This is a genomic window from Clostridioides sp. ES-S-0006-03 (assembly GCF_020662275.1).
Lineage (GTDB): Bacteria > Bacillota > Clostridia > Peptostreptococcales > Peptostreptococcaceae > Clostridioides.
Map to the genome: position 1 here is coordinate 27,000 of NZ_JADGMM010000006.1, position 12,079 is coordinate 39,078.

A 12,079-nucleotide genomic window follows, 5' to 3' on the forward strand; every position below is an offset into this window, starting at 1 on the left:
GGAGGATAAACAATGATTACAGAGGTTAAGATGCCGAAGTTTGGTCTTTCTATGGAGGAAGGAACAATTGGCACATGGTTGATTGAAGAAGGAAGTGTAGTAAATAAGGGTGATGAAATTTTAGAAGTTGAAACTGACAAGATTACTAATACTGTTGAAGCACCAGAAAGTGGGGTATTGAGAAAAAAATTTTTTGAAGAGGGCGATATTGCTAATTGTGGAGAACTAATTTGTATAATTGCAGAAGCCAATGAAGATATTAGTGGATTTAATTTGATAGATAAAACTGATAATGAAAAAGAGGTAGATATTTTAAGTTTAGAAAATGCAACTAAGAAAAAAGATTTAAATATAGACAAAAAAATAACTCCGAGAGCTAAAAAAATAGCTGAGGAAAAAGGAATTAACTATTCAAATATAGAGGGTACAGGAATACATGGTTCAATAACAATTGATGATTTGAAAAATTTCATGAACAATAATCCAGTAGAAGAAGTTATGGAAGTCAATCAAAATAAAGTAGTAGAAAAAGAAGTACGGCAAGAAGTTACCAATATTTCTCAAGTTAATAACATTAAGGTAAATATAGGAGAAAATGATTTGGTAACTAAGATGACACCAATGCAAAATGTAATAGCAAAAAAAATGCATGAGAGTTTATTGACAACAGCTCAAACTACAATTGCCACTGAATTAGAAATTACTAACTTATCAAAAGTATATAAAGGATTGAAAGAAAAGTATAAAAAAGTAGGAGTTAAATTAAGTTATACAGCTCTTATAATAAAGGCTGTAGCTGAAGCACTTGAAAATCATCCTAAACTTAGAACACAAATAGTTGATGAAAATCATTTTAAAGTAAGTAGCGAAATTAATATAGGTGTAGCTGTAGACATTCCAAATGGCTTGGTGGTACCTATAATAAAAAATGCAAATTTAAAAGATTTAAAAACAATATGTATTGAACTAAGTGATTTAAGTGATAGAGCTAAAAATAACAAGTTAAATTCTGATGAAATGAGTAATGGAACTATTACTATAACTAACTTAGGGATGTTTGGAATAACATACTTTACCCCAGTATTAAATACACCAGAAAGTGCAATTTTAGGTATTGGAAGTATAATAGAAAAAGTTCTTGTAAAAGATGGTGCATTTTACGCTGGTTCAACAATGAATATGAGTTTAACTCATGACCATAGAGTAGTAGACGGAGCTCCTGGAGCACGTTTTCTTCAAGAAGTCACACAAAATCTTTTAGATTTTAGATGGATGTAATTCAGCCAGATTTAAAGTGATTTTATAGTATACCAGTAATCTGACAGATAGTTTGTTATGCGTTTCTCGAAAGATTTTTTCTCTCCAAACTATCTGTCAAAATTAAGATATAGCAAAAAATTATATGGAGGTTACTACATGAGAAAAGTAGATTTGATAATTAAAAACGCTTATCTAATTTCAATGAATAATGAGAGGAAAATACTAAATGATGCTTGTATAATAATTGAAAAGAACAAGATAATTGATATAGGAAAGACGAATTTACTAGAAAAATACATCTCTGAAAAAATTATAGATGCTAGAGGGAAATTTGTTTTACCTGGATTTATAAGTACTCATTCTCATCTATTTCAGACTTTGCTAAAGGGATTAGGAAGAGATAAATTATTGTTAGACTGGCTTGATAGCTCTGTTAGAAGAGCTATACATAAAATAGATGAAGAATGTTGCTATTATGCAGCTTTAACAGGATGTATAGAAGCAATTAGAACAGGTACAACTACTATACTTGACTATATGTACTGTCATGGAAAAGAAGGTCTTGATGATAGTATAATTCAAGCATTTGAAGACTTAGGAATAAGAGGAATACTTGGTAGAGGATTTACAGATACAAGCAAATTCCCAAAAGAATTTGGTTGTACCTATCATGATACAGAACAAAAGTTTTTTGATGATGTCAGAAGATTAGATAAAAAATATAGAGACCACTCGAGAATAAGTTTAGCATTAGCTCCTGGTATTATATGGGATAACACAGAAGAAGGATACAAAGAAATGAGAAATATAGCCAATGAGCTTCATATTCCAATAACTATGCATTTACTTGAGACTAAGGACGATGATAAATACTGTTTAGAAGATAGAGGTATGAAGACTGTGCCATATCTTGAAAAAGTAGGAATTTTAGGGCCTGACTTTATTGCAGTCCACTGCATACAAATGTCAGATGAAGACATAGAGTTATTTAAAAAATATGATGTTAAAATATCTCATAATCCAGTATCTAATATGGTTCTAGCAGCAGGAGTAGCACCAATTCCAAAGCTTATTGAAAATGGATTGACTATAAGTTTAGCTTGTGATGGCTCAGCGAGTAATGATACTCAAAATATGTTAGAAGTAATGAAAATGACTACATTATTACAAAAAGTTACTCATAGAGATGCAAAGCTTTTACCTTCGTCAAGTGTACTGGAAATGGCAACACTTGGAGGAGCAAAATCCATAAATAAATTAGACTGCTTAGGGTCAATAGAGATAGGAAAAAATGCTGATATTATAATTTATAATCCATATAAAAGTGCAATTTCTATACCAGTTCACGACCCAATTAGTTCATTAATATATTCATCTACTCCAAATAATATAGAAACTTCTATTATAGATGGAAAAGTAGTTATGGATAAGAATCAAATAGTTAATATAGATGAAGAAAAAGTAATCTATAAAACTCAAAAAATATCAAGTAAGTTAATAGAGGATGTTGGTCTAGGAAATATGCAATGGGGAAAAAGAATTTATGGATTATAAAAAATAATTGAGAGAAGGTGGTCAAAGTATGAATAAGCTTGAGTTTTTCAATATACCAAAACATAACTTAAAAATAAATGTATTAAATAGAAATGAAAAGATATTAGACAATCTAAAAGAAGAATCTAATGAAAATATCTGTATACCAGATGCTTTAGAGTATTATACAGAGTTGTTTTTTCCAAAATCAAAAGATAAAAGACCATATATATTTTCATCTATGGTGCTTTCATCTGATGGAAAAATGGCATATGAAGACAATAAAGCAGGCCCTTTAATTGGAAAAAATAATTTTGTTGATCCAGATGGAGCCTTGGCAGATTTTTGGGTTTTAAATGTTCTAAGAGCATATTCAGATGCTGTAATTATAGGGGCTAGAACGTTGCAAAATGAACCTGGGATAACATGTCATGTATTTGATGAAAGTTTGACACAGCAAAGAAAAGACTATTTAAATAAAAAATATCAGCCATGTGGAGTAGTAGTTTCTTTTGATGCTAGAGATATTCCATTTGACCATTATACATTTAGAGTTGATAAGAGTCAGGAATATAAAATGGTTATAGCCACATCTCCAAATGGTTGGGATTATATAAAAGAAAATTCTCCTTTAAAACACATATGTATAGGGAGTTTTAATTCAATTAAGGATGTTGATGATTATAAATTTGAAGAATTATACAAAGATTTTGATGTTTGTCCTGTAATTGTTACTGGTAAAGATAGTACTCCAGACTCTAAGATATTACTTTATGTACTTAAAAGTCTAGGGATAGAAAAAATGTGTATCGAATCTCCTTCATACTGTACTCACCTAATTGAAAATGAATTATTAGACGAATATTTTATGAATTATTCCATGGTATTTGTTGGTGGGAAAATGACTCCAGGCTGTACAACAGCTTATAGCCATTTAGAACATCCACATTCGGAACTATTGATAGTAGGAATGCATAGAAATAATTTTATTTTTACACGTCAGAAACTTTGTTATGGTATTAAAAATAAAGTAGATTTAACAAGCTATAAATATTGATACTAAAATTTTAATTATAGATATTAATATCTATAACTTAAAAGGAGGAAAAATAAATATGAACGCTGATTTAATCGTAATTGGTGGTGGTCCAGGTGGGTATGTTGCAGCGATTCGAGGAGCTCAACTGGGGTTAAAAGTTATAATTGTAGAAAAGAATGAATTTGGAGGTACTTGTCTAAATACAGGTTGTATTCCTACAAAGACACTATTTAAAGATGCACAGGTTTTAAATTATTTTAATTATGCTGAAGAATATGGGATAAAAGTTGATGAATATAAATTAGACTTGGAAAAAGTTCAGAAAAGAAAGAAACATATAGTTAAGACCTTAACTAGTGGTGTAAAAGGATTATTAAAAGCAAATAAAGTGACTGTAGAAAAGGGAGAAGCAAAGTTAATAAGTAAGGATTCTGTAGAGATAAAATTAGAAGATGGCTCAAAGAAGATAATTAAAGGAAAAAATATTTTAATTGCATCTGGTTCAAAATCTTCTAAGCCTCCTATTAAAGGGATTGATTTGGAGGGAGTAATAACAAGTAAAGAAGCTTTAGAAATAACTAAGTTGCCTCAGAAATTAGTAATAATTGGAGGTGGAGTTATAGGAATTGAGTTTGCAGGAATTTTAAATGAATTTGGTTCAGATGTAACTATAGTTGAGTTCTTGAATAATATAATTCCTATGGTTGATAATGAGGTATCTAGTAGGTTAACTAAACTACTTAATAAAAGGGGGATTAAAATACTACTTTCATCAAAAGTAGAAGAAATATCTAAGAGTGATAAAGAACTAGTAGTAGATATAAATCAGAATGGAGAAAAAACAAAGATTGCTTGTAATAATGTACTTGTATCTACAGGAAGAGAGTTAGATGTAGATGGACTAAATCTAGATAATTTAGGCATCAAATATGATAAAAAGGGAATAAAAGTCGATGAAAATTACTGCACATCTGTACCAGGTATTTATGCAATTGGAGATGTAATTGGAGGAATAATGCTTGCACATGTTGCATCTGAAGAAGGCAAAGTAGTTGTTGAACGAATTGTAGGGGAAAAAACAAGTGTAGATTATGACTTAGTACCAAATTCCATTTTTACTTTTCCAGAGGTATCTACAGTTGGATTGTCTGAAGAAGAAGCCAAAAATAAAAACTTAGACTATGTCGTTGGTAAATTTCAGTTTTCTGGTAATGGAAAAGCTCTTACAATGAATGATTCAGATGGTATGGTTAAGGTAATTGCTTCAAAAGATAAGACTACAATATATGGGGTTCATATCATAGGGCCTAATGCTAGTGATTTAATTCATGAAGCTGTAATTGCAATGAAAGCAATGTTGACAGTTGAAGAAGTTGCAAGTACTATGCATGGACATCCAACCTTATCAGAAGCTTTTGCAGAAGCTACTATGGGAATAGTAGGTAAAGCAATACATGTACCTCCTGCTAGAAGGTAGTCTTGCAAGAAGTAAAAATGAAGAGTGGTTATATGCAAGAATATTATGTTAAAAGTACTTAAATGTAAAAAGCATTTAAATAAAAAAGTAGTCAAATATTAAAGAGGGAAGTATATAATATGAAATTAAAATCATTTGAAAGACCTTTATTTATTGAAGAGCTAACTTTTAGGATAGATACTAAATTAATAGAAAAGTACTTACAATTAGATTATGAGATTTGGATTAAAGGTCTAGAATTATTAGAAGGATTTGCTGGTTCTGAGATATGGATTAGTGAAAGTAATCCAGGAGAAATAACATCAATAATATATTGGACAGATTACAAGTACTATAAAAATATTGATAAAGATTGGCTAAATGATAGAAAGAAAAGAATGTCTGAATTAATGGGAGAAGGAAATTTAGAGTTTGTAAGAGCAGAGCATGATGTCAATAAAAAGTATAAACTTAGAGAATATAAATAATAAGATTAAGTGCACTAAACAACTATACATAAATAATATTTTAGTTAAAATAAATATCATTTAAGTTAAGAATTAACTAGATTAAGATGTGTATAGCTCAAAATTAATTGTTAATAAATTCATGGTCGTAAAGAAAAATAAAATTTATGGGAGGATTTATTTTATGAAAGAGCACGATACATCAAAATTTCATCTAGAGGGGAAACCGCCTTTTAAGGAAGCTTTACCTTTAGGATTACAGCATTTTGTTTCAATGATAGCTGGTAATATGGTTCCAGCTATGCTTATATCGAATATAGTAGGGCTTGATAAACAGATGTCAACTATGCTTATGCAAGGTGCTATGTTGGTAGCTGGAATAGCAACTTTACTACAATTGTACTCAATACCACTATTTAAAGGGCATAGGCTTGGTTCAAAGCTTCCTGTAATAATGGGAACAAATTATGTGTTTTTAGGTGCATGTCTTTCAGTAGCTGGAAAATATGGGCTTAAAGCTCTTTTTGGAGCTCAAATTGGAGGGGCAATAGTAGTGTTTTTTATAGCCTTTGGAATTAAGAAGATAAGACATTTATTTACTCCAATTATAGCAGGTACAATGATTGCCTGTATGGGTATTAGTCTATTTCCAACCGCTGTAAAAAATTTAGCTGGGGGAGAAGGCTCAGCCACATTTGGAGAACCTATAAATTTCGCAATAGGACTTATAGTTGTTGTAGTCATAATTTTGCTTATGAAATTTGGCAAGGGTTTGGTTCAAGATGCTGCAATTTTAATAGGTATAATATTTGGTTATTTAGTATCACTTGCATTTGGATTGGTTGATTTTTCTGCAATTCAAGGGACATCAATACTTTCTTTTCCAAAGCCATTGGCATTTGGTCTAGAATTTAGACTTGATTTAATATTAATGTTTGCCATTTTATTTATGGTAGCTATAGCTGATATGATGGGAGCAGCAACAATTGCTACAATGGGAGCTATGAATAGAGAGGTTACAGATAAAGAATTAGAGTCTGCTACAATGGGAAATGCATTAACATCTATAATTGCATCTGTATTTAGTTCAATACCAACAGGAGTATTTGGTCAAAATGCTGCAATCGTAGCTATAAATAAAGTTACTAGTAGATTTGTATTGTCAATTACAGGAGTAGTATTAATTTTAGTTGGATTTTCGCCATTATTGGGTGCAATAATAACTACTATACCTTCATGCATAATAGGAGGGGTCGCTTTAATCGTATTTTCATCAATTGCTATGGCTGGTTATGATATGATAAGTCAATGTGGATTTACGTCAGATAACAATCTTATAGCAGGAGTTTCAATTACCTTAAGTATAGGTATAACTTCAGTTCCTCAGACTTTAGAAAAGTTTCCAGAGATTATTAGAACCTTAGTTGGAAATTCTTGTATAGTATCAGTATTTATTGTAGCAATGATAATTAAATATATATTATCAATAAAATCGAATAAGTCTAATGATATAAACATAGAGGCTTAAATTAAAATTTGTGGGAGGTATAGTTATGGCTAAGATACTAGGAATATGTGGAAGTCCAAGAAAAGGAGCAACTGAATATGCAATACTACAAGCTTTAGAGGAAGCTAAAGAAATACCAGGAATAGAAACTGACTTTTGGACTGTAAGAGGAAAAAATATAGGTCCATGTATACATTGTGATGCTTGTATGAGAAAAGCAGAAAAATGTACTATACAAGATGATATGGGCGAACTAGAGAAAAAATTGTTAGAAGCAGATGGATTTATAATAGGTTCTCCTGTTTATGATATGGGAATAACTGCTCAATTGACTGCTGTGTTAAATAGATTAAGACATATGTATTTAGTACATGGATGTAATTTGCAAAATAAAGTAGGAGCTGCTATAACTACTGGTGGAACTAGATATGGTGGACAAGAAATGGCCAGATTACCAATAATAAATTTCTTTTTAATGCATGAGGTATTGGTAACAGGAGGACTTATTGGAGGATACACTGGTGCTAGTATTTGGAGTAAAGATGCAAAAGAACAAGGTGCAAAAGATGATGAAGTAGGCATGAATACGATAAAAAGACTTGGGAGAGGTCTAGCAGAAGCTGTTAAAATATCTAAATATGGTCTTGAAAAATGGAATATTGAAAAAGAAGAATTAGGAATAACAAGTGAAACTGAAAAAAGTCCTGTAAAAGACCACTAAAATTTATATTGCCCATACGTAAAATTTAATTAGCCCCTCTTAATATATTATACAACCCATCATAAATATTAAGAGGGGTAATTTTGTATTTAAAATTATTTGTAATAAAATAAGATATATTAATAAATATGATAGAATATATATTATAAATTAAATTTTATAAATATAAGGGGGGAACTTTGAGTTCTTATAAATTTCTTATGTTATAAGATTATAAGGGCCAATATTTTATGCGGGAGTTATTAAATGTAACACTTATAATAGTACTTGTTTTAATAAATGCATTTTTTGTAGCTTGTGAATTTGCTATGGTAAAGCTTCGTAGTTCTAGGATAGATACTATGATAGCTGAAGGTAATAATAATGCTAAAAGGTGTAAAATAATAAAAGATAATCTAAATTCATATCTTTCTGCATGTCAACTTGGGATAACACTTTGTTCACTTGCACTAGGATGGATGGGAGAATCTACAGTTAAAGAGTTAATATTGCCAATAATAAGTATATTTAATCTTAGTGAAAGTGTTATATATACAATATCAATTTCTATTTCCTTTTTAATTATAACAATGGTAGAAGTTGTAATAGGGGAGCTTGTTCCTAAAGCCTTAGCACTTTATAATACAGAGAGAATAATGCTAAGTACATCTTTTTTGTTGATTGGATTTTATAAATTGACATATCCAATAATATACTTTTTTAATCTAAGCACTGATTTATTTCTTAAGCCATTTGGATATTCACAAGCAGATGAAGTTGATGAGCCACATACAGGTGATGAAATAAGATTATTAGTTGAAGAAAGCTATAAAAGTGGGCTTATAGATGAATCAGAGCAAAGATTAGTTGACAATATTTTTGAATTTGAAGAAAAGAAAATTAGAGAGATAATGGTACCTAGAACTGATATGATTTGTATATATGAAAGTGACTCGGAGGAAAAGATATTATCTATTTTGAGAGATGAAGGTGTTACTAGGTATCCAGTATGTAAGAAAAATAAAGATGATATATTAGGATTTGTACATATAAGAGATTTGTATAATCAAAAAATAAACAGAAATAAAATTGAACTAGGAGAAATACTTAGAGATATTATATATATATCAGAAAATTGTACTATAGATAAGGCTCTTGAGAAATTAAGAAAAGAAAAACTCCAACTTGCTATAGTGGTAGATGAATATGGTGGTACATCTGGTGTAGTAACAATTGAAGATATACTGGAAGAGATAGTAGGAGAAATTCAAGATGAATTTGATAAAGAAGAAACTCATATTAAGAAAATAGGAACAAGTTCTTACTTAGTTGATGGAACTGAATCAATCAATGATATCAATAAATACTTTGGGCTTGATATAGAACATGATGGATTTGATAGTATAGGTGGTTGGATATCCTATATGCTTGGTTCAAACATTAAAGTAAATCAAAGTGTAACTTTTGAAAATTACAATTTTACTATATTAGAATTGGATAAATTGAGGGTTGTAAAATTAATCATAAAAAGTGTAATATAATTATATCAAAAAATATTGGAGGAATTGTATGCAAAAAGTAGAAGGAATTATTTTTGATATGGATGGAGTTTTGTTTGATTCAGAGAGAATCTCTCTTGAATTTTGGATAGAGACATTTGAAAAGTATGGATATACTATGACTAAAGAAATATATACATCTGTTATGGGAAGGAATCGTAAAGGGATAATAGAAGGTCTTACTAAGATATATGATAGCTCTGTGCCGATATTAGATTTGTATGATGAGAAAACTAAAAATATGATTGAATTTATGGATAGAGAAGGAGCTCCTATCAAATTAGGAGTTAATGAATTAATATCTTTTTTAAAGAAAAATGGGTATAAAATGGCAGTTGCAACTTCTACAAAACGAGAAAGAGCAGTTAAAAGATTAGCCAAAGCAAATTTAAAAGAATACTTTGATGCTATAGTTTGTGGAGATGATGTTGTAAACTCTAAGCCAAATCCAGAAATATTCTTAAAGGCAGCCAAAAAGATAAATGTTAATCCAGAAAATTGCATTGTTATAGAGGATTCCCCTATGGGAGTAGAGGCTGCTTATAATGGGGGTATAAAATGTATAAATGTACCTGACTTAAAAGAGCCAGATGAACAAATTAAAGAACAATCACATAAGATACTTGAAAATTTATTGGAAGTTAGAGAATACCTAAAAAGTTTAGAATCTAAAGAATGTTGTAGCCTATAATATGAAATATTAAATCAAAGAATTTAAATTTAATTTCTTTGATTTAGAATAAATCCATGAATATGAGAAAAAATAATTATAAACAATTAGGAGGAATATTCATGGATAGTGTAGGTTCTCTATTATATTTTTTATTTAATTTTTTCTTGTATGGTTTTATAGGTTGGATAATTGAAAATTTATATAGTTATTTTACTCAAGGTCATTTTCAAGAAGATGGATTTTTGAATGGTCCGTTTAAACCAATGTATGCAATTGCAATGTCTATTATAATAGAGGTCTCAAGGTTTATTGACCCAAATAATATATTTGCATTGCTTTTACTATGTTTAGTAGTGCCAACAACAGTAGAGTACATCACAGGCATAATTATGAAGGTATATTTTAATAAGGTATATTGGGATTATTCAGACTATAAGTACAATAATAGAGGAATAATATGTTTAAAATTTTCTATGTACTGGACTATATTGACTTTTATTGGAGTAAGGTATCTTCAAGTGTATGTAGTTGATAATTTATATAGTTTAATAATACCTTATTGGCCAATTATAGCAACTGTATTATTGATAGCATTGTTTGTGGATGAAATTTTTACTATAAAATTCCTGAGAGGAAATAGAGATATAATATAACTTTAGAAGTATAAGGTAAGTTTAGATTGTAGTTAAAAGAAAGCTATGCTAAAATGGTGAAATCATTTAAAGTTGGCTTTCTTTTTTATTTGATGAAGTTAACATTCTAATAAGTTTCAAAAGTTTATATAGAGTATTATTTATTATATGGTATTACTTATTTAAAATAAATTATAAAGAATGAGGAGTGTTTGAATGGTGAGTAAAATAAGATTTTGTATTATTGGTACAAGTAATATATCAAAACTATTTTTAAGAGCTACATCTAGGATTGAAGAGTTTGAACTAGTTGCTGTATATTCAAGAGATTTAGAAAAAGCTAAGGAATTTGGAAAGATGCATGGGGCAAGTCTGTTTTTTGACGATTTAGAAACCATGGCTAAATCAGATGGTATAGATGCTATATACATAGCTTCTCCAAACGCAATGCATTCAAAACAAGCTATTACCTGTCTAAAACACAAAAAACATGTGTTGTGTGAAAAATCATTAGCATCTAACTTAGAGGAAGTAAAATTAATGATAAAGGTTGCAAGAGACAATAATGTATTGCTTATGGAAGCTATGAGAATTACATGTGTTCCAAATTTTAAAGCAGTTAAAGAAAATTTACATAAGATAGGTAAAATAAGAAGATTTTTTGGAAGCTATTGTCAGTATTCTTCAAGATATGATAAATATAAAAATGGAATTATAGAAAATGCATTTAAAAAAGAACTGTCAAATGGTTCATTGATGGATATTGGAGTGTACTGCATACACCCTATGATAAATCTATTTGGTGCTCCAAAATGTGTGAAATCATTTTCTCATATGCTTCAAACTGGAGTAGATGGAGAAGGTTTGGCTATATTCCAATATGATGGTATGGATGCAGTAGTTCAGTATTCTAAAATAGCTGATTCTTACATACCATCTGAGATACAAGGAGAAAAGGGAAGTATAATAATTGAAAAACTTAATTTGTTTGAAAGGGTGGTTATTAGATATAAAGATGGAACTGAAGAAGATATATCTATTTTAAAGGAAAAAGAAGAAGAGAAACCTAGAGAAATAGAAGGAATATATCATGAACTTATTGAGTTTATAACTCTTATAAATAATAATAAAATAGAGTCTGGTATAAACTCACATGAAAATTCAAAGATAGTAATGGGAATTATGGATGAGATAAGAAGACAAGGAAAGATTGTCTATCCAGCTGACAGTCTGTAATTTATTTAAAAATATAT

11 protein-coding genes are annotated in these 12,079 nt (G+C 29.6%); all 11 read left to right on the top strand.

Annotated elements, in window-relative coordinates:
• Positions 1-12 precede the first annotated feature (12 nt).
• Positions 13-1,278: a dihydrolipoamide acetyltransferase family protein gene (locus IR151_RS09855; RefSeq protein ID WP_227434352.1), complete on the top strand. Its 1,266-nt coding sequence runs from the start codon at positions 13-15 to the stop codon at positions 1,276-1,278.
• Between the two features lie 138 nt (positions 1,279-1,416).
• Positions 1,417-2,814 (top strand): amidohydrolase, encoded by a 1,398-nt coding sequence (locus IR151_RS09860; protein ID WP_227434353.1) that lies wholly within the window; start codon positions 1,417-1,419, stop codon positions 2,812-2,814.
• Between the two features lie 28 nt (positions 2,815-2,842).
• Complete coding sequence (locus IR151_RS09865; protein WP_227434354.1) at positions 2,843-3,850, top strand: dihydrofolate reductase family protein; 1,008 nt, start codon at positions 2,843-2,845, stop codon at positions 3,848-3,850.
• 58 nt (positions 3,851-3,908) lie between these two features.
• Complete coding sequence (gene lpdA, locus IR151_RS09870) at positions 3,909-5,309, top strand: dihydrolipoyl dehydrogenase (protein WP_227434355.1); 1,401 nt, start codon at positions 3,909-3,911, stop codon at positions 5,307-5,309.
• Between the two features lie 119 nt (positions 5,310-5,428).
• Entirely contained in the window at positions 5,429-5,776 is a 348-nt protein-coding gene (locus tag IR151_RS09875; RefSeq protein ID WP_227434356.1) for a TIGR03792 family protein, read from the top strand.
• 163 nt (positions 5,777-5,939) lie between these two features.
• Complete coding sequence (locus tag IR151_RS09880; protein ID WP_227434357.1) at positions 5,940-7,283, top strand: uracil-xanthine permease family protein; 1,344 nt, start codon at positions 5,940-5,942, stop codon at positions 7,281-7,283.
• Positions 7,284-7,308: 25 nt separating this feature from the next.
• The gene (locus IR151_RS09885; RefSeq protein ID WP_227434358.1) at positions 7,309-7,983 is read left to right on the top strand and encodes a flavodoxin family protein; all 675 of its coding nucleotides are present in this window, start codon (positions 7,309-7,311) and stop codon (positions 7,981-7,983) included.
• 230 nt (positions 7,984-8,213) lie between these two features.
• Positions 8,214-9,503 (top strand): hemolysin family protein, encoded by a 1,290-nt coding sequence (locus IR151_RS09890; protein ID WP_227434359.1) that lies wholly within the window; start codon positions 8,214-8,216, stop codon positions 9,501-9,503.
• A gap of 28 nt (positions 9,504-9,531) precedes the next feature.
• Positions 9,532-10,212: an HAD family hydrolase gene (locus IR151_RS09895; RefSeq protein WP_227434360.1), complete on the top strand. Its 681-nt coding sequence runs from the start codon at positions 9,532-9,534 to the stop codon at positions 10,210-10,212.
• A gap of 101 nt (positions 10,213-10,313) precedes the next feature.
• Positions 10,314-10,847: a putative ABC transporter permease gene (locus IR151_RS09900; protein WP_227434361.1), complete on the top strand. Its 534-nt coding sequence runs from the start codon at positions 10,314-10,316 to the stop codon at positions 10,845-10,847.
• Positions 10,848-11,042: 195 nt separating this feature from the next.
• Complete coding sequence (locus IR151_RS09905) at positions 11,043-12,062, top strand: Gfo/Idh/MocA family protein (protein WP_227434362.1); 1,020 nt, start codon at positions 11,043-11,045, stop codon at positions 12,060-12,062.
• The last annotated feature ends 17 nt before the right edge of the window (positions 12,063-12,079 follow it).

Bases quoted from the DNA above. Each gene is read 5' to 3' on its own strand.
- lpdA (WP_227434355.1), top strand. From the start codon at position 3,909: ATGAACGCTGATTTAATCGTAATTGGTGGTGGTCCAGGTGGGTATGTT.
- IR151_RS09895 (WP_227434360.1), top strand. From the start codon at position 9,532: ATGCAAAAAGTAGAAGGAATTATTTTTGATATGGATGGAGTTTTGTTT.
- IR151_RS09865 (WP_227434354.1), top strand. From the start codon at position 2,843: ATGAATAAGCTTGAGTTTTTCAATATACCAAAACATAACTTAAAAATA.
- IR151_RS09880 (WP_227434357.1), top strand. From the start codon at position 5,940: ATGAAAGAGCACGATACATCAAAATTTCATCTAGAGGGGAAACCGCCT.
- IR151_RS09905 (WP_227434362.1), top strand. From the start codon at position 11,043: ATGGTGAGTAAAATAAGATTTTGTATTATTGGTACAAGTAATATATCA.
- IR151_RS09885 (WP_227434358.1), top strand. From the start codon at position 7,309: ATGGCTAAGATACTAGGAATATGTGGAAGTCCAAGAAAAGGAGCAACT.
- IR151_RS09860 (WP_227434353.1), top strand. From the start codon at position 1,417: ATGAGAAAAGTAGATTTGATAATTAAAAACGCTTATCTAATTTCAATG.
- IR151_RS09900 (WP_227434361.1), top strand. From the start codon at position 10,314: ATGGATAGTGTAGGTTCTCTATTATATTTTTTATTTAATTTTTTCTTG.
- IR151_RS09890 (WP_227434359.1), top strand. From the start codon at position 8,214: ATGCGGGAGTTATTAAATGTAACACTTATAATAGTACTTGTTTTAATA.
- IR151_RS09875 (WP_227434356.1), top strand. From the start codon at position 5,429: ATGAAATTAAAATCATTTGAAAGACCTTTATTTATTGAAGAGCTAACT.
- IR151_RS09855 (WP_227434352.1), top strand. From the start codon at position 13: ATGATTACAGAGGTTAAGATGCCGAAGTTTGGTCTTTCTATGGAGGAA.